22 protein-coding genes and 3 pseudogenes are annotated in these 24097 nt (G+C 58.9%); 10 read left to right on the forward strand and 15 right to left on the reverse strand.

What is annotated here, in order from left to right; all coding sequences use genetic code 11:
- Window positions 1-111 precede the first annotated feature (111 nt).
- Window positions 112-264 carry a non-homologous end-joining DNA ligase LigD gene (gene ligD / locus ACTJLB_RS31040; RefSeq protein WP_440785561.1) on the forward strand — a complete coding sequence of 51 codons (153 nt, stop codon included), beginning with the start codon at window positions 112-114 and terminating at the stop codon, window positions 262-264.
- Window positions 265-690: 426 nt separating this feature from the next.
- Here ligD and ACTJLB_RS31045 read toward each other — a convergent pair.
- A pseudogene (locus ACTJLB_RS31045) lies at window positions 691-911 on the reverse strand (hypothetical protein).
- Window positions 912-1616: 705 nt separating this feature from the next.
- Between ACTJLB_RS31045 and ACTJLB_RS31050 the strand changes: the two are divergent.
- Window positions 1617-1835 carry a hypothetical protein gene (locus ACTJLB_RS31050; RefSeq protein WP_440785539.1) on the forward strand — a complete coding sequence of 73 codons (219 nt, stop codon included), beginning with the start codon at window positions 1617-1619 and terminating at the stop codon, window positions 1833-1835.
- A gap of 382 nt (window positions 1836-2217) precedes the next feature.
- Here the strand turns inward: ACTJLB_RS31050 and ACTJLB_RS31055 are convergent, their stop codons facing one another.
- Window positions 2218-3900: a phospholipase C gene (locus tag ACTJLB_RS31055; RefSeq protein ID WP_440785540.1), complete on the reverse strand. Its 1683-nt coding sequence runs from the start codon at window positions 3898-3900 to the stop codon at window positions 2218-2220.
- A gap of 1081 nt (window positions 3901-4981) precedes the next feature.
- On the opposite strand from ACTJLB_RS31055, the gene ACTJLB_RS31060 reads away from it, so the two are divergent.
- Window positions 4982-6103: a GAF domain-containing sensor histidine kinase gene (locus ACTJLB_RS31060; RefSeq protein ID WP_440785541.1), complete on the forward strand. Its 1122-nt coding sequence runs from the start codon at window positions 4982-4984 to the stop codon at window positions 6101-6103.
- Between the two features lie 259 nt (window positions 6104-6362).
- Here the strand turns inward: ACTJLB_RS31060 and ACTJLB_RS31065 are convergent, their stop codons facing one another.
- The 3 genes from ACTJLB_RS31065 to ACTJLB_RS31075 all read right to left on the reverse strand — a co-directional run bounded on the left by ACTJLB_RS31065 (window position 6363) and on the right by ACTJLB_RS31075 (window position 9325).
- Window positions 6363-6740, reverse strand: a complete 378-nt coding sequence (locus ACTJLB_RS31065; protein WP_440785542.1) for a response regulator — start codon at window positions 6738-6740, stop codon at window positions 6363-6365.
- A 706-nt stretch (window positions 6741-7446) separates the two neighbouring features.
- Window positions 7447-8052 carry a Uma2 family endonuclease gene (locus ACTJLB_RS31070; protein WP_440785543.1) on the reverse strand — a complete coding sequence of 202 codons (606 nt, stop codon included), beginning with the start codon at window positions 8050-8052 and terminating at the stop codon, window positions 7447-7449.
- Window positions 8053-8830: 778 nt separating this feature from the next.
- Window positions 8831-9325: a YciE/YciF ferroxidase family protein gene (locus tag ACTJLB_RS31075; protein ID WP_440785544.1), complete on the reverse strand. Its 495-nt coding sequence runs from the start codon at window positions 9323-9325 to the stop codon at window positions 8831-8833.
- A gap of 444 nt (window positions 9326-9769) precedes the next feature.
- On the opposite strand from ACTJLB_RS31075, the pseudogene ACTJLB_RS31080 reads away from it, so the two are divergent.
- Window positions 9770-10207: pseudogene (locus ACTJLB_RS31080) on the forward strand (PRC-barrel domain-containing protein); the annotation flags it as partial.
- 319 nt (window positions 10208-10526) lie between these two features.
- Window positions 10527-11036, forward strand: coding sequence for a hypothetical protein (locus ACTJLB_RS31085; RefSeq protein ID WP_440785545.1), 510 nt, complete (start codon window positions 10527-10529; stop codon window positions 11034-11036).
- Between the two features lie 190 nt (window positions 11037-11226).
- Here the strand turns inward: ACTJLB_RS31085 and ACTJLB_RS31090 are convergent, their stop codons facing one another.
- Window positions 11227-11415, reverse strand: coding sequence for a CsbD family protein (locus ACTJLB_RS31090; protein WP_440785546.1), 189 nt, complete (start codon window positions 11413-11415; stop codon window positions 11227-11229).
- A 605-nt stretch (window positions 11416-12020) separates the two neighbouring features.
- Between ACTJLB_RS31090 and ACTJLB_RS31095 the strand changes: the two genes are divergently transcribed.
- Complete coding sequence (locus ACTJLB_RS31095) at window positions 12021-12302, forward strand: hypothetical protein (protein ID WP_440785547.1); 282 nt, start codon at window positions 12021-12023, stop codon at window positions 12300-12302.
- Between the two features lie 173 nt (window positions 12303-12475).
- Window positions 12476-12913 carry a response regulator gene (locus ACTJLB_RS31100; RefSeq protein ID WP_440785548.1) on the forward strand — a complete coding sequence of 146 codons (438 nt, stop codon included), beginning with the start codon at window positions 12476-12478 and terminating at the stop codon, window positions 12911-12913.
- Between the two features lie 54 nt (window positions 12914-12967).
- On the opposite strand, the gene ACTJLB_RS31105 is transcribed toward ACTJLB_RS31100, so the two are convergent.
- A complete protein-coding gene (locus ACTJLB_RS31105; protein WP_440785549.1) occupies window positions 12968-13243 on the reverse strand; it encodes a GlsB/YeaQ/YmgE family stress response membrane protein in 276 nt (91 codons plus the stop codon).
- A 27-nt stretch (window positions 13244-13270) separates the two neighbouring features.
- Window positions 13271-13555 carry a DUF883 family protein gene (locus tag ACTJLB_RS31110; RefSeq protein ID WP_440785550.1) on the reverse strand — a complete coding sequence of 95 codons (285 nt, stop codon included), beginning with the start codon at window positions 13553-13555 and terminating at the stop codon, window positions 13271-13273.
- Between the two features lie 542 nt (window positions 13556-14097).
- Here ACTJLB_RS31110 and ACTJLB_RS31115 point away from each other — a divergent pair.
- Window positions 14098-14535, forward strand: coding sequence for a recombinase family protein (locus ACTJLB_RS31115; protein WP_440785562.1), 438 nt, complete (start codon window positions 14098-14100; stop codon window positions 14533-14535).
- Here the strand turns inward: ACTJLB_RS31115 and ACTJLB_RS31120 are convergent.
- From ACTJLB_RS31120 to ACTJLB_RS31130, 3 genes and pseudogenes are all read right to left on the reverse strand, one after another.
- Complete coding sequence (locus tag ACTJLB_RS31120; protein ID WP_440785551.1) at window positions 14502-14906, reverse strand: response regulator; 405 nt, start codon at window positions 14904-14906, stop codon at window positions 14502-14504. The genes ACTJLB_RS31115 and ACTJLB_RS31120 overlap by 34 nt on opposite strands.
- A 449-nt stretch (window positions 14907-15355) precedes the next feature.
- Window positions 15356-15436, reverse strand: coding sequence for a hypothetical protein (locus ACTJLB_RS31125; RefSeq protein WP_440785563.1), 81 nt, complete (start codon window positions 15434-15436; stop codon window positions 15356-15358).
- Window positions 15437-15573: 137 nt separating this feature from the next.
- Window positions 15574-15702: pseudogene (locus ACTJLB_RS31130) on the reverse strand (DUF892 family protein); the annotation flags it as partial.
- Window positions 15703-16112: 410 nt separating this feature from the next.
- Here ACTJLB_RS31130 and ACTJLB_RS31135 point away from each other — a divergent pair.
- The gene (locus tag ACTJLB_RS31135; RefSeq protein ID WP_440785552.1) at window positions 16113-17003 is read left to right on the forward strand and encodes a manganese catalase family protein; all 891 of its coding nucleotides are present in this window, start codon (window positions 16113-16115) and stop codon (window positions 17001-17003) included.
- Between the two features lie 1162 nt (window positions 17004-18165).
- Entirely contained in the window at window positions 18166-18903 is a 738-nt protein-coding gene (locus ACTJLB_RS31140) for a CBS domain-containing protein (protein WP_440785553.1), read from the forward strand.
- A gap of 372 nt (window positions 18904-19275) precedes the next feature.
- Here ACTJLB_RS31140 and ACTJLB_RS31145 read toward each other — a convergent pair whose 3' ends face one another.
- The 4 genes from ACTJLB_RS31145 to ACTJLB_RS31160 form a co-directional block, all read right to left on the reverse strand.
- Window positions 19276-19638, reverse strand: a complete 363-nt coding sequence (locus tag ACTJLB_RS31145; protein WP_309587193.1) for a response regulator — start codon at window positions 19636-19638, stop codon at window positions 19276-19278.
- A gap of 124 nt (window positions 19639-19762) precedes the next feature.
- A complete protein-coding gene (locus ACTJLB_RS31150) occupies window positions 19763-20209 on the reverse strand; it encodes a hypothetical protein (protein WP_440785554.1) in 447 nt (148 codons plus the stop codon).
- 351 nt (window positions 20210-20560) lie between these two features.
- Window positions 20561-22102: an IS630 family transposase gene (locus tag ACTJLB_RS31155; protein ID WP_440785555.1), complete on the reverse strand. Its 1542-nt coding sequence runs from the start codon at window positions 22100-22102 to the stop codon at window positions 20561-20563.
- A gap of 94 nt (window positions 22103-22196) precedes the next feature.
- Complete coding sequence (locus ACTJLB_RS31160) at window positions 22197-23969, reverse strand: SWIM zinc finger family protein (RefSeq protein ID WP_440785556.1); 1773 nt, start codon at window positions 23967-23969, stop codon at window positions 22197-22199.
- Between the last annotated feature and the right edge of the window lie 128 nt (window positions 23970-24097).

The following is a 24097-nucleotide window of genomic DNA, read 5'->3' on the forward strand; positions in this document are numbered from 1 at the left end:
TTCTGGTCTCGGAGACGGCAGAGGCGCTGGTCAGACTGGCGCAGATGAGCGTAGTCGAGGTTCCCTCCCGGAACCCGCGTTGCTCCCGACCTTGCACATCCGGACCAAGTCATCTTCGACCTCGACCCGAACCCGGCACTTCCCTGTTCAGCGATGCTGGGGGCCGCGACGCTCGTCAAAGTCGTGCTTGGCGAGATAGGCCTGCGCTCCTTCGCAGAAACGAGCGGCGGCATGCTCGACCGCCGACTTGGATTAGGGACTTGAAAGACGGCACGAATTTTCTCATCGATGGCGCCAGCACCGCGACTTAACCAAGACAGTCGGCGTCCGGCGGTTCGCAAAGTGCAATCAAAAGGTGCGTCAAAGTCGGGAGCCACGTGGTGCGGTCGCGGCCCTGCTCCCAATGCTTAGCATCGGCGAGGGACCGCAGCAAATTCCTGGTTGAAGAAGCCGCTGTCGCTACAACAGAATCGCCGGCGACTCGGAAGGCAGCCAATTGGCACTAAGACGACGGTCGCATTGAGGAAGTTGACGGTAGCATTACTGTCTGAAGTCAAACTCTCCCGCTCTAAAGTCCGTTGCGAAATCAGCGTTAGCAACTGCTCAACGTGCACCGGCTTTCCAAGGCGGGCGTCGAAAGGCTGTTTGCTCGTCATTGTGAAGGGTCCGAGTTGCTGCGGTGAATGCGGCTCAACTTCGAGCTTCGGTGCCCCGAAGCTCTCCGTGCTTGTGCGAATGCGTTGCCGCGTACTTAAGTTCGAAGTGCGCGCCCTTGCCGCTGAGCGTCGGTGGAAAGTGTTCGCCCTCGACACACGTCACCTCGACCGTGCTTTGCCATCGTCATGCACCATTGAGCAGATGCCTGAAACTTTCACTATTTCGCCCGGCTTGTAGGAATTGTCGCCTGCCATCGCCGCTCGATTTATGGTTGTGGAGACATTACGAATAGCAAACGACGTTCCGAACTCCTTGAGACCTGGATGTCACAACACATGGCAGACGTCATTGCGCGAAAACCTGTATGGATGTACAGTATCAGACGAGTGTTTTCGTGACGGCGAACGGCCAGGTTTTTCCTGAGCAAAGACGCAGTCGTTGGGTGTGGGCGGAGTGGGAAGCCTTCCTCATGCTGGACATTACGACGTTTGGGCTAAGGGTTAATCGGCGGCTCGGCGAGCTCATGTCGTTGGGTCAGCGAGTCCGCTGTCTTTGATGCTTGGGGCGCGTTAGTGAAACCATTCTGGAGTCCACTAGGCAAAGGCAGACATGCGAAAACTTGGACTTGCGTTGTTGACGGCGGCGCTTGCGCCGACTGCTTCCGGAGCCGGCATATATTCGGAAGTCTGGAATCCGCCGGAGGCGCGCGCGACTGCGCCTCACAGGGCGCCTGCCCTGCACAAGCTCGCCGTGCGGCGGCACGTGGCTTTGCATGCGAAAAAGGTGTATTCGCGGCGCACATCGGCGCCTGCATCAAAGCTCGTCGCGAAACAAGGCAATGTGCCAAGGACTTTGCCTAAAGACGAACCGGACATGTCTGAAATTCCGCGGCAAGTCACACCGGAGGGCAACGTCCTTCGCGTAAGGGGCCACGCGCTATCCGCTCACGTCGTGCGCTAATGCAATCGCAGAGCTACCACGGGTATCAGGTGTGGGGACACTCAATCGTGGAACTCGAGGGCGAGTTTCAGCGAGAACGTTATGCGGCTAGCGGAACCATCACCCTTCGCGGCAAGCTTGTCCATGCTTCAGGTGTCCTTGGACATTATGAAAGTGAGGAGGACGCTGAGCTTGCGGGGCTGGATTGGGCTCGTGCGTGGGTCGATGCCCATAGCTAGAGTCATCACCTGCTCTGCGTTCCCCATGCGTTGAGCCAAGCCACGGGGAGCCGGCGTTCCCTGTGCACGAGGCTTCCTCCGAGCATCCGCAGGATGCGGTTGTCCGCCCTAAAAAGAGTCCCATCCATTGATGGCTTTTATGTCTAAGAGACTCTTCGGTGATACGAATGAGTAAAGACATATCTAGCGAATGAGGTTTTAACTTTTTCTGGCGGCCGTTTAAGATGGGCACGTCTATCTTTGCGGGCGGATTGTTAGATGTTCTGCTGGTCGCGCCGGGAAATCGTTTAGAGGAAGCCTCCCAGGAGTGGTTTGTTGCCGCGGTGTATTGCTCTGCGCAGCCTTCGGGCATCCGTGTCCGGCTCTGAAACGAATCGCGGGATTAGAAGGGAGGTACCGAAGGAACCACCAGGCCCCGGTTCGGGTCCACGAACACGGTCGGATTGCTGCCGCTACCACTGAAGTCGAAGAGGCCCAGGATGCTACCGGCTGTTGCATCAAAGGAGCCACCGCCAAGGCGTTGGCCGTCAAGCCAGTTGTCTTCTATGAAGCGAACTACCGATGCCTGCGTAATCGGCGTGTGGTCAACGTAATTGACCTTGGCCCAAGGCGAAATCACGATGAACGGGATACGGGTACCGGGGCCGCATCGGCCGTTAACCGGAGCACCGTTCAGGCCGAGCGGAGCCGTGCCCGTACCGCATTTTCCGGGGCCATTCAGTTGGTCCGCCTGCGCGTCGAACGACGAGTTCGTAGGATTTGTATAAGCATGGTCGTACCAGCCATCGGAATCGTCCCACGTGACGATGACTGCCGTGCTCTTCCAGTCGGGCTGTCGCTGCAGGAAGTTGACCACCTTGGCCGTAAAGACCTGTTCGTCAAGCGGGTCCGAGTAACCTGCATGTCCGTCCTGGAACGCTGGTGCCTTGATGAAGTTCACCGATGGATAGTTCCTAGCCTTCACAGCAACGAAGAAATCATCAGAGTCATACTGGTGATTTGCCGGGTCAACCGTCTTGCCGTCGGACTGAAGCGTGTAGCCGATGACTGCGGTCGAGCTCGGACGTAGATGCTTTGGATTTGACGTCGATGCGTAGTACTGGAACCAGTTGTGGTGAGGGATATAGTCTGCTGTTATTCGTCCGACCGCTGGCGTGGCGGTGCTGCGTTTGCACCCGGTCGTACCGTTGCGGTTAGTCGTCGTCAGATTGAAACCGCCCGTGAAACCACCCCACGTTATGTTCCTGGCGTTGAGCAGGTCGCCAATGTTCTTGCCGGACATCAGAATCTGGTCCGTCGTGCTGGAGCACAGGTCGTTTGCCGGGTCGACGTCATTGATGAGGGTAACGCTCCCCTGACCGTCGTTGACATAATACGAATCCGAAGCCGTCGTCAGATTGAATGGCTGGTGACTGGTCTTGACCAACTGAACGCCGTTCGTCTGGCCGGAGATAACCTCCAGGGCACCCGGCGTCGACGGACCAAACGTATCCGAATACGCGTTGTCGCTCATCGCAAAGTGTTGAGCATAGTTCCACATGGCGGTAACAGTATTGCCGTCGTAGTAGCCCATCACCTGGCCGGTCGTGCCGAAGGCGCCGGCGCCTCTGCGTGACCCTTTACCGGCGTACAACGGGAACAGGTCGGCAGCGCCATTGTTATAGGCCTGCTGCTCCGCGGTATAGGCGTGGTCCTGGTCGGCCGTCGCAGCCTGTGTGCGGTCCAGCCGGAATGGGTTCACTGCACCCGCACCGTTTCGCGAATTGATGAAGTTTGGGTTGTTATTCAGCAGTGTGCCGCTCAGACCGTTGACCGTTGGAGTGCCCGGTGCAGCCGTGAAGACCGGTTCGCCCGCCGGATTGGTCGCATTCGGATAGGTGGCAAAGTAGTGGTCGAAAGAGACGTTCTCGTTATAAATCACAACGAGGTGCTTGATGGGCGTCGACGTCGGGGACTGACTCTGTGGTGGGACCGCAGTCAGTGCGTTGCTTGTGTCGCCCCATGCATACACGGAGACGCTTAGAGCGATGCCCGCTACGCCTTGCAGGAGGTTTCTGGAAAGCATATGTAGTTCCGGGCGTCGCTCTAGCAGCTTAATGGTGTAGACGTGTCCGGCGCTGCCGCGTCGCTCTGCGAGCCTTCAGGGTCCGGACGAGATAGTCGCCTCGGAGGAAGTACCAGGCTGCTATGCCGGTCAAGACAGGGTACATGCAACACAGGCGCGCGAACGCCCAGCAATCCGTCGAATTCATGGTTTGTGCAGCCGGCTTGAAGAGGCGTTGTGCGAATATAAATCCGTACAACAATTCTTCCACCTTCGTCACCGTACAACAATGAAGGTTTGCACTACGCGTATGAAACGAGCCCAGGTGGTAGCCTTCCTTGTCTTTGCCGAATCCGGCCTCTAAGGGCAATTCGGTCATAACGAATCGCCAAAGCCCCCGTGGCGATTTTGTGGGGCCAGGGCCTAGGACTTGCATTTGCTGATTAGACTGTCCCGCCTGACAGCCACAGGACGACCCTCATGCGCTTGCTTGACATCATTCTTTTGACAACTGCGTCAGTGGCACTGCTGCTATTTGTGCTTTGGCGTGTTGCAGAAATAAAGGGGTGGTTTTAGATGTCCGCGCTCCGGCATCGGTGACCGGCAACTGATTTCCGCGAGTAACGCTCTGATGGCATCGAGGTTTTCGTTCCGTGCGGGATGTATCGTCATAGAAGTTGTTTCTGGTGATTCGGGCGTGAAGTCAGGCGGTTCCAATTGTCGTGCGTCGGCTAAAGCGAATAGCCGCAAAAGAATGCTATTGCTGACAGTATCGCGACGAGAAACCTCCCCACTCGGCGGCCACGTGTCCGTGCGTCAAGCTCCGGACGCTGGCCGCGGCAATCAACGTGATGCCCTTCGCGATGTTCGAGTGAAAGGCAAGCATGCCATTGACTGTTTCACCTCGCCACTGGACGGCAGCGCTTCCGTTTTCCGGCAAGTGCGGCTGGTGCGAGATAATGGAAGCGGCCGCGCTTGCCATCTATGCAAGCTGGTGTCTCTTACTGGAGGACTCATGGTTAGTGCAGACTCGTCAAAAGAGTCGCCTCAGTCGATAGCCCGTGACATAGCGTTGATATCGCGCATCACAGCTGTCCCTTCGATGCTCAAGATGATTTGCGACGAAACCGGCATGGGCTTCGCCGCTGTCGCTCGGGTAACTGACCTCAGCTGGACCGCTTGCGCGGTCCAGGACAATATTGGCTTCGGGTTGCAGGCCGGGCAGCAACTCGAGTTGCATAGCACGTTGTGCTGTGAGTCGCGTGTTGCGCGTGCTCCAATCATCATCGACGATTTCAGCGCCGATGCTGTCTATCGCGACCATCACACGCCCAGAATATACAAGCTGCGAAGCTATATTTCCGTGCCCATCATCACGCCGGGTGGCAGCTACTTCGGGAACCTGTGTGCCATCGACCCGAGGCCCGCTCGCGTTTCCGAGCCGCGAGTCGTCAGGATGTTCGAGGTTTTCGCCACTCTGATTGCCATGCAGATTGACAGCGAACAGCGCCAGTCGTCGACTGAGGCGCAACTGACGACCGAGCGCGAGACGGGCACATTGCGCGAACAGTTTATCGCCGTCCTCGGGCACGACTTGCGCAATCCTCTCTCAGCGGTCAATGCGACGGCCGAGTATCTGGTCCGCCGCACTGACGACACCAATCTGGTCAATGCAGGTAACCGGCTGAAGCGCACTGTATCCAGGATGGCCCGGCTTATCGATGACGTGATGGATTTTGCAAGAGGGCGGCTCGGGTCCGGAATGGCTGTTTCCATTCAGCGCGTTGACGACCTCGATGAGCGTCTGCGAGCAGTGGTTGACGAGCTAAGACTCGCCAATCCATCGCACGATGTTGTCACCGATTTTGCCCTGACGGGGCCCATCGATTGCGACCCATACCGCATGCAGCAACTACTATCAAACTTACTTGGAAACGCCTTGACGCATGGCGCGGCGGGCGAACCCGTCATTGTCCGGGCGGCGACTGATAATGACCATCTGTATGTGAGTGTGGCCAACCGGGGCGAGCCGATTCCCTCGGAGGTGCTGCAAAAAGTATTTGAGCCGTACTGGCGACCGCCGACGAGTTCGCCGGGTGGAGGCCTCGGACTTGGTCTCTTCATCTGCAAAGAGATTGTCGAGGCACATGGGGGCACTATTGAGGTCAGTTCGTCGAAAGAGGATGGCACCCGCTTCACAGCACAGGTTCCTGTATCGAAGTGACGAGGTGAACCGCGGGCACTCACCGTGACCGTGTCTGGTATCTACTGAGACTATTCCCCAGCGCGTTTGAAACCCTTCATCGCGGCGCGGACGGTTGGCACAGACGAATCAGAAGTGGGATGTCACTCAATTGCGAGCGGCCAGTGTCGAACCACCTGCCGTACGCCGCTTTGGACGAGTAACAAGACGGTAACAACGAGTCTGACGAAGCCTACCGCACTCCTCCTCAACGATGTCGTCCAGGCTGTGCACGCAGCAATCAGCGAGTTTCTGCCTGAGCATCATCACGGTTCAAAAAGTGTCGTACAGATGCAAGAAGAACCTCGATGGACACCGGCTTAAGCAAAAACTCATCCCATAGCCTGACTCCTGGCTCCTGGTGGTCAGCGCTGGTAAGAATCACAGGAATTCCCGACAACTCCCGTTTTTGCTTCAGGTGGCGGCGGCAGAACTCAACGCCATCCATTATCGGCATCGACCGGTCTGTGATGATGAGGTCGGGCTTTGCCTGTTTCGCTGCGACAAGTCCATCGAGACCATTGCTGGCAGTCACCACTCGATAGCCTTCGAATTGAAGGATGCGTTTCCACGCGGTCACAATGCTCCGTTCGTCATCTATCACAAGAATGGTTTTCATGTCTGCTTCCGGCCAGTTCCGGGGAGGCGTTGGCGTTGGCGAATGGGTTGTCGGGCGACTCGCACGCTACTTCCTACTGGAACGAACGGCACGAGGTGAAACGGCAGAGTCTCTGTGGTTTCCGAGCTCTAGGACGTCTTCAACAACATTGCCTATGCCTAACCGAGCTGTGGATTACGCCCGACCCCTATGGTCCGATAATCGCGTTGACGCGTTGTGCCTTAACTGTACCGGGCAGCAACGCTACCTAGTGTGCTCAGGCGAACGTTTCCTTCGGGCGACTCCGAGCGGCATCTTCGGCGGGTGACCCCCGTGAGAGACGCGCATGCCGTGACAGCAAAATTGGGGTAGCTTGCAGGGCAACCGCCAGGGGCTGCCCGCATGAGGGTCCTCGTCGTTTCACAATGTCGACGGTCAGACCGTCGGCAGACGGTTTGAGCGCCAGCCGCAATGGTAGTGGCGACGCGTCCTGTACTGCGGCGAGCGGCCGGACCATCACGAAGTAAGTTTCCGACGGCTGCCCCGCAAGCTGCCGGCGTCGAAGCGATGAAGACTGCGCGTACTGATTCCAGGAAATGAGCGCCCCGCAACTCCATACCTGCGCTTGCCAAGACTGACGAGTCGACCGACGGACAACCATTGCGTCGCGCGCTGTGAGCATCCAGGTGCTGGATTCGAAATGGCCAATTGCTTCGGGAAGGACCCGCTAGCGACGGCCTCCTCGATGTACCGCAGGTACAACGGGCTCGTCAAAGTAAAGAGCGTCGAGCGATAGCACTACCCCAAACACCGAAGCTTGTCGCCTGCCCTCTGCCCCGTGGAACTCAGTCTGTCCGTGTGGGCCGACGACGATGATTTCAATGGCACCGCCTTCCAGGTAGGCCCCGACCCGCCGGTCAACGTCGTTCACTGTGACTCTGTCAAGAAGTACTTCGATACAGAGGTCGGGGACTATGGGCAATGGCTCGTCACGGTCGAGACCTTCCCATTTCTCGCACGGCATCCAGACGACGTCCGGAACGCGTATGCCGAATGACGGGGTGACGACGGCTATCGACAACGCAGCGAGATGGCCCATGTGTTCGGACACCTGGCAGTACGCATCGGTGAGCACAATCTGCCTTCGCGCAGATGGCAATGGATTTGTCACTACTTTTCCGTACCCGTCAATCTCATACGCCTGCGTCCCGCCCGATGTCATCGCTGTCGTAGCGCGGCGCCATGCAGCAAGCAGTCCGGTTCTGTCGAGCAGTGCAGGCACCTCCATGACGGGTCTCGCGACGAATTCACTTAATTGCTTCTGCAACAGCATCGCTCTCAGTAAGCCTTTTTCATGCCACCACTGCCGGAAGCCGGTGCCTCCATTCCTCCTTCCTTCTGTATCTTCGGCTTCATCTGCTTATGCGAGAGGTCGCCCGGCTTGCTCATCGTATTTGCGCCAGACGCGCCAGATGGAGACTCCGTGGCTCCGCGGGCATTCGGCGTTCCCATTCCGGTGCCGCCCTGGCCCGCACCAGCGCCACCACCACTTGTGCCCGCACCCTGCGCGAAGGCGGTGCCAGACAAAACCAGAATGAGTCCTGAAAACAGTAGTCGTTTCGTAGCAACTCGCATGATGGTCCCTAATGCAAAGCGACCAGTTGCGACCCAGGTCGGTGCAACTTCCGCTGCGTAGAGTCGCGCAAGTTGCGTGCCGCCGTGCCGCAGATTCGTCTCATTCACATCTTCTGAGTGTTTTTCGGACGTTCCGCTTCATGGACGGGCACGTCGACCGTCGGTCGCAACCCGATGGGACGCCAGACGCCAGGGCGTCGCAGTGAAATTCAGTTATGCCGACGTGTCCAGGGCCCAACCACGGAGCGGCGCGCACCGAGACCGAGGAATGCACGACCGCTTGAGAGAGGGACCACGGCAGTCGCCTGGTCGTGGCCTCAAGTCTGGATGGGCGCGCACGCAAGATATCGGTTTTGAGAGTGTTCATTGCGCTCCCGGTACTCGCTGCGTGGCAGTGCAATCTACAGTCTCCGGCGGACCATAATCGATTGAACTCAAAAAAGGCGGCGCCGGACGCCGCCACGCGCCGGGTCCGCTTACTTGCCCAAAGCCTCTGCCGCCACCTTTTCCTCGGCGAGCAGAGAAAGCTTTTCATCCGTAGCCTTTTCTTCCTTAAGCGTCTCTCCCAGAAGTTCGACGGCAGCCGTTTCCCCAAGCTGTTTGGCCAAGGCAATCAGCGAGCCGTACGATGCAATCTCGTAGTGCTCCACCTTCTGGGCTGACGCGATGAGGGCCGTGTCGAGAACCGGGCCCTTCTCGATTTCGGCAATCTGCTCCTGGCCCTCTTCGACGAGACCCTCCATGGCAACGCACTTGATGCGCTGGAGTTTGATTCCGCTGGCTTCGACGACCTGGTCAATCCTTCCAATCTGGCCTTGCGTTTCTTCCAGGTGCATCTCGAATGCCGACCGAAGGTCAGGACTGGTCGCCGCCCGCGCCATCCTGGGAAGTGACTTCGTCATCTGCTTTTCGGCACTATAAATGTCGGATAGCGAATGAATGAACAAATCCTTAAGGGTCCTGGTAGCCATAGTTCCTCCGTCAGTCGGTTGAGGCCGCAGCTTTTGGCAAGCCCCGGCGCCCTCAAGTGCGCATCCGCCATGCCACCGTGTGCCGCTGAGACCCCGAGCGAAGGGGTACGCACCAGCCAGCAAGGGCAGTCCCGGCCGGAATACCAGGCGAGCATTTTCTCTGGTGCCCGCCGCTTTCGCAATGCACATACAAAAGCCGGTTTGCCTGCGACATCAGGGACCAGTAAAACCGGACACGAGTGAACGACGCACCACTTTTCTCAAATCGGAAAGGCTGCATGCGCAGTCAGCAGGCCAGTGCATTTCGTCGCGTGTGGCCCTAGCTGCACATTCGCCGGAGCAGTCTGTTCAGAGACCGGGGCGCCGGATGGGATGCGGCGTGGCCGAGGCAGCACTCTGGTGTTCGTGGTCTAAAGCCAGACTGAATCGAGGCAGCCAAAGACAGGCGGCACAGATGCGGACACAGTTTCCGGCGGAGTCGGCGATGGGCCGCACACGGATGTGACGGCTGCCTCAACTCTGGACGACACCAGGGTGATATCGGCTGACGGAGAACATGTTGGGAAGATATCCGACATCATGCTTGACGTCCAAAGCGGCCGCGTCGCATATGCCGTTCTCGCAGAGGGCGGCTTTCTGGGCATCTATTGCACACTGCACGCCATTCCGTGGAGCGCGCTGATGCTGGACGCTGACGAGAAGTGTTTTTTCGTCGACATGACGGCCGAAGAAATCAGGAACGAGCCCGGTTTCGACAAAGACCATTGGCCATCCATGGCGGACGCGCAATGGGGCGCTACGGTCCATCAGTACTACAACCGCGCGCCGTACTGGTCTCCTGCTCACACGGCTCCCGAAAGCGAAGACCTCAGTGACTTATAAGGCATCTGCTCAGACAGGCGTAATGCGAAGCGGACGCCGCCGCTGGGTAGCACACCATGGCAGGCACCCAGTACCGGGGGCCCCTACCTTCCTTACGGACGAAACCATGACCGCTCATGAAAAATGCAGACACGCGACGCAGACCGCCCGTCGCCGAATAGATGTGGCCCGGCGACGCCCTGAACTCGCCCGCGCCAGACGGCGCTGCACCTGTCCTGCAGTCGCAGGATGACGACGCATTGGCCGACGAAGACGCGCGCTCAAAAAGCTGAAAAAGCTGACCTGTTCCCGGAAGGGGCGCCTCCAGAGGAGATATTCAATGGACGACCGATTCGACAGACGTGAGTTGCTGCTTCACCTCGGAGACATGCTTGAAGCTTTGAGCTGTCTGGCCCGGACGGGTGCCCCCGATACGCCGGTGGTGCAGCTTGCAAAGGAACAGGATTTGTTTCGGGATTTTGGGTTCCTCCGGGCGATTGCCCCGAAGATGACGGTGGCCGAATTCAGCGCACGCGTCGCCAGCGCGTTCTTCCTGTGGCCAAAGAAACTGCTCGATACCGAGCTGGACCGGAAAGCCCTGGCGTCAACCGTTCAGCACGAGCTCTTTGACGGTAACGTCGAGGGGTGGAACGCGTATGTCGCTCACATGCAGAAAAAGGTGAAGTGGTTCGGGAGCGGGCTTCAGGAAATGAGAAACAATGTCGCGGGCAAACGAGGGCACAATGTCGTGGACGAAGTGACTTTAGCCGGCGTTGCGCCGTCCGCGACGCGGAATTCGCCCGGGGAGCGGAAGGGTTGGCCCTGGCCCGAACCAAAGACGACGAACTGACCGCTGCACGGCGTGGCAATCAATGCCGGGTTCAAGCCCACCGGCGCGCGCGGGCCCAGCCTCGACGAAGGCACGTCAGGCGACGAAATGTCCCCCTTGAAAAAGACGGCGGCCTACTTTCGAGTCGGCCGCCTGACACAGCTTCGACGCTGCGGCGCAATGCCTTCAGCGGAGCCTCGAAGGCACGCGGTTAATGGTGACGCGTCGTCCCGCCCTTCGCCGCTTCCCTGGCGTCACCAACGTCCTTCCTGGCTGCTCCCGCGGCCTGCTCCACATCACCTTTCAGTTCCCGGGACGGTCTGCCCATGACCTTGCCCATTGCCTCGTTAACCTTGCCCCTCATCTTTTGAGCAACGCCTTTGACCTGGTCCTTGTTCATGATGCATTCCTCCGAATATGCGACCGACGTCGCGTTAACCAGTTGCGACACAATCAGTATAGGAAAAGCGCTTCGTTCGTGAAGCAGAGGCGACAGGCGAGGTTGCAGGCTTTGCGAATGGGAAAGCGCGCGGACGAAACGTTAGCCTGCCGGAGCAGGCCGGTGGTTAGAGCGCTTGCGACATGCATCGTGCGACGCCCGATGACGCCGCAATACGACGCTTTCGGCGCGCTGGGTAGATGCGAGAGTGACCAGGCCGGACCTCGCGACCGGCGCGCCGCTCGTGGCGTCAGGACGAGTAGTGTGGATGCGTGTCCGGTTAGTCAGCATTCCTCCACTGTTTTACCGACGCAAACAACAGTGAACTCGTCCGACCGCTGGCTAAATCAGGCTTGACGCTGCACTCCCCGGGGCCCTTATGGCGCGCCCACCGTAACCTCGTCCTCTGTTATGTCTGCCCGACGGTAGTTGGTCCGCCGCTCCCTTGGGGACCTTCACATCGCACTTCGTCTCGGTGCGTCCGGGGTCAACCACCGCAGTGCAAAAGGGTTGCACACGTGCGAACGTAGCTTGCCGGACATGCACACACCCTATTGGAGTTCATCATGGCAAATCAACCGACAGAGCAACTCGCTACTGAAGACAAACCCGGAAGAAGTGTCGGCCATCTAGTCGAAGACACGTTTGCGGCAAATGACGCATCGTCGGCCGGAAGCGCGAGCCGCATTGACCCCGGCGACAAATCGACGGACCAGAATGCCGGGGAGAGTGATGTTCCCGGTACCGACCCAGACGAGGATATTCCCGACGAAGAGACGCCATCCGAGCCTTCCCCCGGCGACATCCCGCCGGACCGCGAAGCGCCGCAGGGACGCGCAACTGCGTGAACTGACAGCGGGACTGGCCTGGATGAGCAAAGCTTTGTCCCTGGCGGCCACTGTCTCACCGTGGAATACATCCCCATCGTCGCCCCGCTATGGACACAAGTTTGCCCCACTAACCCCCGAGGAGGGCACGAAGGTTGCGACATGCCGTTGATATGCATGTCACCACTCAAGCAATGTCCACCGTGCTCCTCGTTGACGACGACCTTGATAACCTGTGGGCCCTCCAGTTGGCCCTGGAAAACGGCGGTCACCACGTCGTACTTGCGGAAAACGGGGCCGACGCATTGCGCAAGGTTGTGAGCGAACTACCCCAGCTCATCGTAACCGACTGGCAGATGCCCGAAATGGACGGCGCTGAGCTATGCAGGCGCATAAGGTGCCAACCTGCGCTTGCCCATGTGCCGGTAGTCATGTTGTCGGCCATGCCCGAGCCCGGCGACAGCCCACGCTGCTGGTCCGCGTTTTTTCGCAAGCCCGCAGACCTCGGCATGCTATTGCGCACGGTCGAGGCGTTTAGCGCTGAGCGCCTCGGTGCGGTCTACGCGCCACCGGGCGCCGAGAACCGGGCCGCCTCCCGGTGGCAGCCCGTCAATCCGCGCTGCTGGCCGTAACGTTTTTGCGTCAAGCTGGCCCGGAAATGCCATACGGTCAATTACCTGTGGTCGTCAGAGGGCGCGCCCTCGGCCCCGGCTGAACAGGCGCAGGACGGCGAGCAGAATGACAGCACCGACAAGCGCGGTAATCAATGACCCGATGATGCCATTACCGAGGTGCAATCCCAGCGCTCCACCAAGCCAACCTCCGATGAATGCGCCAACAATTCCCACGATGATGTCGACCACAATGCCGAAGCCGCCTCCATCGACGATACGACCCGCCAAAGCGCCAGCGAGGCCACCGATAATCAGCCAAAAAATAATTCCATGCGAGACGGCGTCCATGATTCCTCCAGTGAAGCCAAATCCGCGTTAGCGGCGGGCAAGCATTCCAATGATGAGTCCGCCGATGAGTGCCATCGTGACTGCTTTCCACGGAGCTTCGTGAACGTAATCATCGGTCGATTCTGAGACGACGCGGTACTTCGTCCTGACCACCTCCTGCGCACAGGCAATCTTGTCCTTCAGGTCCGATAGCGTCCGGGCACTGGTTTGGCCATCGTTCCGCTGTCGAGATGACTCCGAGGCACCGGACCGGTCGGACGCGACCGGTTGGGGCACGGCTGCCGGGGCGGTGGGTTGAAGCGACTCGGTCATTTGAACCTCCCAATTTCGTTTGAATGGCCCACAGCTTGAGCAAATCGCGTGCCGCGCAGAGACGTGAATTCGCCATTCACACAGGCCTCGGCACTCCGACACGCGAGTTTTTCCGCGCACACACCGCCTGTCGACGGACCGTCGCCTGCGATGGATGCGCGGTCGTCGTTTTAGACGTGAGGCGTTGACGACGCTTTCGGGATGTTTGTCGACGAAGCGGCTTTCTATGAGAATGCGTGCAGGCGCGTGGGCGTCAATGCCATCAACGTTGCCGCGCCGTTTTTGCTGATGACCCCAGTCCGGCGACGTCTGTCCTGAAGGCGCTCAAGAGGGCAATGGCTGCGGAGTTCCGCCGGAAGATGTCCCGCAAGATTTTCCTGAGGCAATGTCTGAACGTGCAGAGCGGGTTTCATGCCGGTGGGCCGCCCGGCTATGGGCAGCAACGCATCCCCATTCATCCCAGACACGAGACAAGACGCCTCCGTGCACGCTACGAATACAAGAGCCTGCATAACGACCGTGTCGTCATCGCGCCTGCGTCCATGACCGAAGGGTCGCTCGTGAGGAAGATATGCGAATGGTATGCAACGCAAACGGTCACAGGCGTTGGCATTGCCAAGCGCCTCAATGATTCTGGCATGCGCAACCGCATGGGACGACTCTGGAACGCCCAGAGCGTCCTTCGCATCCTACGCAGCGAACGGTACATCGGCACAAGCGTCTACAGCAGGACGTCGTTCAAGTTCGATGAAACATGGCCGCAGGTGCCGCGAGAAGACTGGATACGCAAGAACTCATGGGCGCGGAAGGAGAGATGCTGCCGGCCACGCAATTTCGACAAAAATTGCGGGTGCACTGCGAGAGGCTGGCTGACTCTACAGTGTCGCCTGCGTGGTGGCAGATACATTAGGGACAACGATAACCTCGCAAATCGGATGACGAAGCGTCACCTCGGTCGGTACGTTTTTCGTCCAACCTGAAGCTGACCGAGGAGCGCATCAAGGGCCGCAAGCATTTGACCCTTCTGGCAATATGCATCAAAGTCATTCGGTGTTGCTCGGCCGCTGACGTAGCTCTCGTCGTGTGCAGTCAGCGCCACGATGACAACATCGCTGACCTGCGGTTCATCCCGAAGACGCTTTGCGACTGCAAATCCGTCGAGCCCTGGCATCGAAATATCGAGCAGGATGACATCGGGCCTCCACTCCAAGGCGAGCGCGATGGCGGTCGCGCCACCATACGCGGCTTTCGCATTGATACCAGAGAGGGCGAGGTAAATCGTTAGTGCGTCGGCGGCATTCTCGTTGTCGTCAACAACGAGTACTTGAAGTGGGCGAGCGTGAGACGGCACGACGCGCGTCGTCCACCGTCGCTGATGCCCCTCCGGTCCTTGCATGGCAAGTAGTTAAGCGCTGAGAAACACAAGACATTAGCATAGGCCGGCCAAGGTCCTCCCGCCACAAGTGGCGCTGACGCGCATTGCGAGCGAAGTCGCAGCGAGGTATCGCGCAAGAATGGACAACGTTATTGGGTGGGCCAGAGCAGCGGGGATATGACTATCCAAGACTCCTTGTTGGGACACACCGGCCGCACGACAAAAGCAGCGTCGCAGATTGGGTAGAGTGCTTCAATATCAGGCTACCGAACCGGCAGTCACGAACTTCCGACCGCCGGTCGGAACTACCGTCAATTCGTAATAATTCACGACGGACGTCAGGCTGACTGTTTCCTGGCGCCTCCGCAGCTACTCCTCCTCTGCGGGAGCAAAGATAGCTTATCGTCCGTTGCCTTTTTCTTCCTTCATGTCTCACCGAGAAGAGTTGCCGCAGACGTTTGCCCCAGCTGTCTCGCGAGAGCTCCGAGTGACCCGTACGCTGCAATCTCGTAGTCCTCTGCCTTTTAGGCCGCAGCGAGTTAGCGCGATGTCGAGCACCGGTCCCTTCCGATTTCTTCAATCTGTTCCTGCCCTCCTTCGAACAGGCCTTCCATCGCGACGCCCCTATCCGCTCGAGTTCGGTTCCACAGGCTTCGAGAATCTGGTCGATTCTTTCAATCTGCCCTTGCATTTCCTGCAAGTGGGTCTCCAATGCAGTCGTCGACCCGGGATTTGTTTCAGCGCGTGCCATCTCGGGAAGAGACTTGGGCATTTGCTTCTCTGCGCTGTTATGTCGGACAGCAAGTGGATGAACAGGGTCCTGCAGTGTCTTCCTAACCAGTTGTCCTCCGTCGTATTGCTGGGCCGCAACGGGCAGGTGCGGGGCAAGACAGGACGCGCAACTGGTCTACCCGACACAAGTGGACGCCCTGCCGCGCGACCCGCGCAGCGCTGAGGAACGCTTTATGCGGCGCATTCGAAGCAGTTATCTCCACCAGTGCGGCGCTCGTCGCGCTATCGCCAGGGCGAACAGCTCTGAGACCCGGATGCCCACCAAGGTGTGGCCCCATACATATGGGGCCGCTGTCCGGGCCCTAAACCAGTCAGAGTGCAAAGCCTTTGGACGACCTGCGGTTGCTGTCGCCGTCGGCGGTCACACCTGACTCACTTCGGAGATGTGACATGTTTGTGCACAACAAGCGCCTGCAATACACCGTTCGAGTCGCGGCGCCGAATCCCGGCCTCGCAAACCTGTTGCTGGAGCAGTTCGGTGGCCCTCAAGGGGAACTGGCAGCCGCATGTAGATACTTTACGCAGGCGGTGGCAGAGGACGACCCGGGTCGCAAGGATTTGCTGTTTGATATCGCCACCGAGGAACTGAGCCATCTGGAAGTCATCGGCTCTATCGTGGCAATGCTGAATAAAGGTGCCAAAGGACAACTGGCAGAGGGTGTGGAAGCGGAAGCCGAGCTGTACCGTTCACTCACCGGCGGCGGCAATGACTCGCATACAACCGCTCTGCTATACGGCGGCGGCCCCGCGCTGACCAATTCGGCCGGCGTCCCATGGACTGCGGCATACATTGATACGATTGGCGAGCCGACGGCCGACCTGCGCTCGAACATTGCAGCGGAGGCGCGGGCGAAGATTGTGTACGAAAGGCTGATGAATGTGACGGACGACCCGGGCATCTCGGACGCGCTTGGCTTCCTGATGACGCGGGAAATCGCCCATCAGAAATCGTTCGAGAAAGCATTACACTCCATCCAGCCAAACTTCCCACAAGGCAAGCTTCCGGGCGTGCCCCAATTCGCCAGCGTTTATTACAACATGTCGAAGGGCGACGACTCGCCGCGAGGACCCTGGAACGAGGGTCCGGAGTGGGAGTTCGTCGAAACGCCAGAGGCTGCCGTCGACGGTGGCGATGGAATGGCCACAGTGAACGTCTCGACTGCAGACGTAGAGGTCTTGAACGCGATGGCAGCACGGACGGCTTCGGACCCGAGCGCGGACCCGACTACGGGCGCCGATTTGGGTGCGGGCCAAGCTATAAATCCGCGCAGCGAACCTTGACGGTAGCGAACAATCAGCTAATGTCTCGACCTGAACGAACGGGAGCGACTCGACGCTGACTCGGGCAGGTTAGGGTTCTGGAACGCGCTCCACAGTACCGGGACCCATCGGCCGATGTCTCTTGCGAGATGCCGGCTTTTTTTGTCTTTGCCGCTTTTGCCTGGGAGTTCATGGCAGTGCGTGCATGTGGCTGCAGGGAATATCTATTGCGCGAATGTCACCACTGTGGCGTGTCCGACGGGTGGCGCCAGTCCTTCAATCCGCACCGCAACTCATGGCCGCGCATTACCCGCGACAGACGATGGACCTTCGGATTCAACCTTGTAGTCGGTGCGCTGACCTTTACGGGAAACCTGCGACTGAGCCGCCGCACCCCGACCTCACCTTGAACAACGCCAGCGTCGTCGTCACTGATGTGCATGCGGAGGAGCATTACACATGCGAACGATGTCGTGCCGTGTTTGCGCGGATTCTCATAGGGCTGCCGAAGCTCCAAATTTGGATGCTGCTGAACGCTGGCCAACACTAGCGCTGCGTTTCCTTCCGGTGGAGGGAGGGTGACACCAAGATTCTACAAGCGATATGAATGTGGGCATCCGTCGCCGACGCAACATCGATTTCTCTTACTGGAATGTCGCACCTCGGAACCGGACTTCGGGAAGCGAGCGGAGTTCGCCCGGCGAAACGTTGCATTGCAAATCGGGCTCGTCGAGGACCTGCTCGGCCTGAGCCTCTCTTCGGGAAGCTGACTGTTACTCCGAGACCAATGCTGCTCACAAAAAATAGCTGAGCATTGCAACGTCAGCGCGCGCTGGCGCAATAAAGGCCTTCACGGCATAGGCACGCACGGTAGGGACGAACTGAATATAAGGTGGTTTTCGCCTCTCGATAAGGAGTACGCTGAGGACGTCAGCGGCACTGTGTGGCAACGGCGGTGAGGCGTCCGGAAAGTCCCCGCCATCGCGAACAGTTCAGCCCGCACATTCGAGCAAACAACGACCTATACGAGCTGACTCGTCCACGTGTCGGCTTGTCTTGCGTAGGCGTCCCATTTGCAGACCTAGTCCGCCTGTCCGCCGCGACCAACCTGAGCAGGCGCAGCCGCGCCTGACTGCTTTGCGATTCACCTTGATAGGGGCATACCATGCTGGTTAGAGAGCGGATGAAAGATGCGGTCTGCGTTACACCGGAGCAGACATTGGCTGCGGCAGCGCGCATTCTGAAACGGGAAAATATTGGCTGTCTTCCAGTGTGCCAGGACGACACCGTTCTCGGGATGATTACTGACCGTGATATCGCAATGCGCGGCGTGGCCGACGGTTTCGACTCAAACGTGATGAAAGTCAGCGACGTCATGTCGTTGGACATCATCCGTTGCGGCGAAGACGACACGGTCGAGTCCGCAGTGCTGACAATGCACGCGGCTCACGTGCAGAGGCTCGCTGTTACCAACGCCGACGGACTTCTGGTCGGCGTCATTTCCATAAGCGATGTGGAAGGTGGCGCCTCGGAAAGGCGCCCATACGAAGTTGTCTTCTACAAGGAAGTCCTGGGAAATGCGGGAATGCCGCATCACAGTGAGCTAATGCGCGTCGCAGTGGCGCAAGGGACGAAGCAGGAGGCCGTGGAAGCAGCAATCGCCCAGTTTGAGAAAGCTCAGCAGGTTTCCAATTGGGCGACGGTTGCCAACGGATACGATGTCGTCACCATGTCAGTTGATGCAGACGGCAGGCACCTTGAGGACCTTGAGTGCACCTCCGAGCGTGACGCCCGTATTCGTCCCCGCGCACGGACATTGTGGGAAGAAGCCGGTGCTCCTGAAGGACGGGAGGTCCAATTCTGGGAGCAGGCAGCAAACGAAGTGGATGCGAACCGTCGACCAGCGAATGATGCACATTAAAACACGGTGTTCGCAGGGCGGTTCAACATGCTCCGATATGTCTTGGAGCGCGCTTGTGTCTTTCGTCTGACGGCGGGAACTGGGCCTCCGTCGGGACGCGAAATGCTTGTGTCCCGATGTCTTCAATCGAACCGCAACGGGATTCGTGCGCGAATGAATTGCGTCGGATGGACGTGTTCCCGCAGGACGCGCGAGCTTATGCACGTGCGACTGCCCGGACCGCAAGGTGTCTCCGCCGCTAATCGCTTCGTGGTGCGAATCACCGTTGGGAAACCGCAAACAAAAGTCCCGCTCAGTGACACCTTTGCCGCGAGTGCCTGCGCCGGCGAAACCTGGAAAGTTGCCGCTCCGGCGCGCTAACCACCGATACCGCTAACGAATACACGATGTACTGCACAGCAGTTTGCTAATTGTATCGACCAGTTCCGTTGCGCCGAACGGTTTGCGCAATAACGCGTGCACCGGCAGGTTACGCGGCACATTAACGAAGGACGTCAGAATCACAGGAATATGGGCGAGCAGTGGCGCCGCTTTGAGCGCACGCACGAGACGTATACCGTCCATGATGGGCATCACGGCATCGGTCACCACAATGTCGGGTACATTCAGCCAGACGTCGTGCAGTGCGTCTGCTCCGTTTTGGGCCGTTCGTACGGTGTGCCCTTCATGAACAAGCACCGCCTCGAGCAGTTGCAACCAATGCGTTTCATCGTCAACGAGGAGCACGTGGGCCATTCTTTTCTCCAGGGCAACAACAGAGGCCCGTCCCAATGAATCGAATAATGGGAGCGCGGGTTCGCCTTAAGCACGCACAGTCCAAGGCGGGTCATAAAATGGGCGCTATTTTCGGGCAGGCTTCTTACCTACTCTGACTATGGCATACCTTTCGGTAAGGCGAGAAGCGCCAGCGCCCTGATGCGTCCCTGACGGCCATTGCGCCATAGTCATACAGCACCATGGACCCCGTCGTGCAATCCAGGCCGCCCATGGTCACAATCAGGAGCGTACGCATGGAGGCGTCCGTACTGGCAGTGCCGCCCGGCAAATGCATATAGAAGTCGGGGTCTGCGCTGAAGTGATTCGATGCGCCGCAGACGTTCAGGTAGTCACCATGCGCGGCATACTCGGCGCGCTCTTCTGCGCGGGAAGTGTCGTCTAACGGTTCAGAGCAAGGAGCGACTCGCGAGCCATGCCTGCTTTTCTGGTAAAGATGTCCGTTTCCCGGGGCAAGACCGAGCGCCTCCAATGCGCCGAGCGCCTCCGCAGCGTCGCGGTAATAGGCGAAAAGTCCAACGAGAACTGCCAAAGGATGTCTCCAGTCTGCGCAAATCATATACGCCACAGTTGCGCAACCATTGTGCCCGTCACGCCAAGGGTTTCCCGCGATTGCGGCGGCCGGGAACCCGCGGTTCAAAGATGTGCCACGCGAAGCGCTCGCGTCTATTGAAACCCGGTCGGCGGTTTGACGCACAAGGCTGAATTTGGCGCCGTTCTTATGCATGGGCCAAGTCCGCATGGTTGGGGCGGTCGCACTCGCTCGCTGCGAGTCTGGCCAGGACTGACACTAAGCAATCGTATCTGGATGCAGACCGTTACCCTGGACGATTTACTCATCGGCGGCGGACCGCTCCCCAAGACACCGATGGTCAAGTCGAACTCATCTATATGCCGGGTCCTTGCAATTATTGGCAGCCGAGAACTCGCTCGTCGTCCGTTCTTTTCGCCATATTGCCTTTCCTGCGCGTTTGGGATGTTCTGCAAAGTGCCGGTTGCGCTCCAGGAAATAACGGTCGATTGCTGCCTTCGCAGCATCGGTGGACGCATAGTCACTGTTGTGGATGATGGCGCGCGCCATCCCACTGAACACTGATTCGATGACGTTGAGAAATTGGGCACTCGCAGGCAAAGGTGCAAGTTCAAGAATCGGCTGATGACGCACTTGCGCAGACTCATTGTGGTCAGCGATGAATGCCGACAATTTCTTCGAAAGGTGCCATGATGCCGCGTCCCACGACAGATACAGCTTGCGCATATCACCGTACTGTTCAAGCAGGGCAGTTGTCATGCGCACCATCTCGTCGGTGTTCTTGGCCCCGGAGTAGAAATGCGTCACCTGGTTGGACGAAAGTTCTAGCGCGGCTGTACAAATCAGACAACCCTTCGATTTCTGCCATTGTGGAACGCTCGGCTGAACATCCGGAGCAGTCAATGCGCGTCCCGGCTTCATAGTGACGGAGAAGGGCCCGAATTCGTCGATGGAGAAGAACCGTTCGTCGAGCTGGAGATTCGTCAGCGTCGACCGGATGTGGTCCAGCTTTTCCTGATACTTCGAGTCGGTGCTCGTGAGAATGACCTTGGCGGATTTCCAGCGATAGCCAGCGCGCCGCATTATAGAGCGGATGGCACCCTTACCAGCATCATGGCCTCGCTCTGCCAGAACGCGGCGCAGGTCGTCCATCTTCCATGTGGTTCGATTGATGCCTGAAGCAGAGGGCGGCTCGTGCAGTAGCGTGAAGACGGCGCTCTGCAGCACTTCGCTATCGCCAATGCGGGACCGACTCGCTTTCGCGAACAGCGATTCACAACCGCCAGCTTGGTAGGCACGTAGGTAAGCGCGAACAGCCCCGCGGCTGATGGCCAGATGCGTTGCGATTTGACGCGCCGAAAAGCCGGCATCGTGCGCGAGCGCGGTAAGCGATTTATGGCGCTGGCTTTCTCGCACCGGCAACAGCATCCTCATCAGTTCTTTATGTTGCCCGCTGTCCCCGCCTTCGGGCGCATATACGACACCCTGCTCGACCCGGTACACCCAGTTCTGCCATCGCTGCCGGCTTCGAGCGTCGGAATCCGTCGCCGGAGGTTCGACGCCCCACATGCGCAGGCGGCGCCTGGCTGCGTCCTCTAACTTGTCGTTGCCATCTGCCGCAAACACGTCACGCAAAAACCGCGCTGCCTGGCGCTCCGTGAGCGAACGTACGACGCGTTGAACCCTGGTCCACGGAGCGTTGGTTGGCTGGTCAACGACAGGCTGTCGTTCGTTGACTCGCTTTCGGTGGTAGCCCGGAGGAAATTCGAGACGAACCATCTTGCGAACAGTGTTCCGGCTTATCCCTTCATCGTCGGCCACGTGCCGAATGGATTCACCCTTGGTGAGAACACGCGCGCGTATTCGTGTCCATTCCCTGGTGTCTGAATACACTGGCCACCTCCTCGCATCAGATGCCACGCCGTGCGTCGAGTCTCCCGCCTGGGCTTCGCTACCGGGACACGCAATCATGCACGCCTACAGACTGTCAGAGCGATGCCAGCAATTTGATAAAGTTTCGTTTGGCCCTGTACGCGTGCCGGATTTCATCGAGCTCGGCGACAAACTGCTGACGCTCATTTAGTGCCGTCCGTAACCGTGCGATAGCCCGCACGATGCCGAACGCTTCATCATAGCGGGCATTTCGCGTTCCGTTTTCTGCTGCGACCGGTAGCAGGCGGTGGTAGAGCGCAATGGCGTCATGCGGATGCGTCTTCGCGCGAACAGACGCCATCGTTGCCCACAAGTCGGTTGCTACCGGGCCGCCGCAGAACGCCTTCCACGCTGTCTCGTGTTCTCTTGCTGCCACGAAAATCTTGACCAGTTCGGCGCGGGTCATCGAATGCCACACACCGCGCTTTGTTTTCGTCGGCGCCTCCTCGATATCCACGAGTGCCCATAGGTGATTGAGCGCGCGCTCGCGCGTCATATCCTGGCGACCGATGGCCGCGGCGACATCCATTAGCGCTAAAAACGCTTCCGCAACGGGGCGCATCTCGAAGCGCTGCCAGGCAAAAGCATCGGCATTGGCAAACTCGCCGCGCCGGATGTACTCCTGAATGCAGAAGTCCAGTAGACGCTGGTCAACGTTCTTTCCGGATTCCCTGAGGCCTCGCTCTGCCCAAGCCAGAGCATCGTCGTGGCGCCCGTACTTTGCACAAAGCTCTGCGACTAGCAAAAAGCGGTACGGACTCGACAGGTCCTTCGACCGAACGGAAATCAGTGCGTCGATGTCGCCATCAAGTTCCGCGAGCCTCTCCATCGCCCGCTCAAGCCGCATCCGCAGCGGGTCGAACGAGCTACGGAATTCTTTGCTCGGCGCCACTGGTGGCAGCGTGTCCCACCCCCTCTCAACGAGTTCGCGGTACCTCCGCAATCCGGTGTCGCCTAACGGTTCGACATAAGCTGGCAATACGTCGTAGAACGTGTCCGATACTCCTTCGGTCTGGAAGCGAAAGAGGCGCTCGGCGAGCTTCGTTGGGTCCGGTCGGGTTTGCCGGCACGCCTCGAGGTGTACGGCCGCCAGTTCAAGAATCCCCGGCATCACATCGCCACCAGAATCGTCTATCTGCTCAAGACTTTTTTCGGCGCCGGCAATCGCCAGCTCTGCCAGGTCGACCACCTGGGCAGCCTGAGGACCGGCGAGCCGATGCCGCAGCATGTCCGCGAGCGACATCAGGCCATCGCCATATGCGCCCGCCTCTCGCCAGTCGAGTGGCCGCGAAATGCGCGTCGCCTCTCGGACTGCTGCCTTCATGCTCGGAAGGTCACTGGCCGCTGCGGCGCGCGCAGCAAAGAGCAGTTTGTCGCGTAGCGCCATGTCGCGCTCGACTGCTCCAAGCAGGAGCTCGCGCAAGGTGTCTTCGTTCAGCGTCGCAACGTATTCACGAATCAGCTCCTCGTGCGTCTTGCGCTTCTTGCGGGGTTTCGCAGGCTCGACGTCGTTGGCGTGGAACACTTCCGCGCCGGTGTTCTCGAGCCAGGAAAGCGCAACCGCGACAGCGTGCTTGCAGAAGATGCCGGCCGCACCGACCGGGCAGTCACATTCGTACGTCAGTTCGCCGTCGCCGCCTGCCCCAAGCTCGACGCTGTACCGATGTGTGCCGCGTACGTTGGCGCGGACAACTCCGTCACGCTCGTCAAGGCGCGATACGGCACCGCCATGGAAATACGCTTTGCCGCGAGCGAACGTTTTCGTGTCCACGAGCGACTGGATTTCTTCGAGCGTTAGGACATCCGGAAGCGGAGAAGTGCTGGGCATCGCGCGCCTGTATACGTGTGCTACTGGCCATTCTAGCGTGACACGTACAGCGCCCGGTGTGCAGAACGTTTCTTCAGTACGTCGTGCTTCCTGAGTTCAATGAGTCGCATTTTTATCGGACAGTGATT

This window comes from Paraburkholderia sp. 22098, assembly GCF_052045935.1.
Classification (GTDB): Bacteria; Pseudomonadota; Gammaproteobacteria; order Burkholderiales; family Burkholderiaceae; genus Paraburkholderia; species Paraburkholderia caledonica.

Coding starts and splice junctions, on each gene's coding strand:
- ACTJLB_RS31075 (WP_440785544.1), bottom strand. CDS start 9,325: ATGGCTACCAGGACCCTTAAGGATTTGTTCATTCATTCGCTATCCGAC.
- ACTJLB_RS31140 (WP_440785553.1), top strand. CDS start 18,166: ATGAAAGATGCGGTCTGCGTTACACCGGAGCAGACATTGGCTGCGGCA.
- ACTJLB_RS31090 (WP_440785546.1), bottom strand. CDS start 11,415: ATGAACAAGGACCAGGTCAAAGGCGTTGCTCAAAAGATGAGGGGCAAG.
- ACTJLB_RS31060 (WP_440785541.1), top strand. CDS start 4,982: ATGCTCAAGATGATTTGCGACGAAACCGGCATGGGCTTCGCCGCTGTC.
- ACTJLB_RS31085 (WP_440785545.1), top strand. CDS start 10,527: ATGGACGACCGATTCGACAGACGTGAGTTGCTGCTTCACCTCGGAGAC.
- ACTJLB_RS31065 (WP_440785542.1), bottom strand. CDS start 6,740: ATGAAAACCATTCTTGTGATAGATGACGAACGGAGCATTGTGACCGCG.
- ACTJLB_RS31095 (WP_440785547.1), top strand. CDS start 12,021: ATGGCAAATCAACCGACAGAGCAACTCGCTACTGAAGACAAACCCGGA.
- ACTJLB_RS31105 (WP_440785549.1), bottom strand. CDS start 13,243: ATGGACGCCGTCTCGCATGGAATTATTTTTTGGCTGATTATCGGTGGC.
- ACTJLB_RS31145 (WP_309587193.1), bottom strand. CDS start 19,638: ATGGCCCACGTGCTCCTCGTTGACGATGAAACGCATTGGTTGCAACTG.
- ACTJLB_RS31055 (WP_440785540.1), bottom strand. CDS start 3,900: ATGCTTTCCAGAAACCTCCTGCAAGGCGTAGCGGGCATCGCTCTAAGC.
- ACTJLB_RS31070 (WP_440785543.1), bottom strand. CDS start 8,052: ATGCTGTTGCAGAAGCAATTAAGTGAATTCGTCGCGAGACCCGTCATG.
- ACTJLB_RS31100 (WP_440785548.1), top strand. CDS start 12,476: ATGTCCACCGTGCTCCTCGTTGACGACGACCTTGATAACCTGTGGGCC.
- ACTJLB_RS31135 (WP_440785552.1), top strand. CDS start 16,113: ATGTTTGTGCACAACAAGCGCCTGCAATACACCGTTCGAGTCGCGGCG.
- ACTJLB_RS31050 (WP_440785539.1), top strand. CDS start 1,617: ATGCAATCGCAGAGCTACCACGGGTATCAGGTGTGGGGACACTCAATC.
- ACTJLB_RS31160 (WP_440785556.1), bottom strand. CDS start 23,969: ATGCCCAGCACTTCTCCGCTTCCGGATGTCCTAACGCTCGAAGAAATC.
- ACTJLB_RS31110 (WP_440785550.1), bottom strand. CDS start 13,555: ATGACCGAGTCGCTTCAACCCACCGCCCCGGCAGCCGTGCCCCAACCG.
- ACTJLB_RS31115 (WP_440785562.1), top strand. CDS start 14,098: ATGACCGAAGGGTCGCTCGTGAGGAAGATATGCGAATGGTATGCAACG.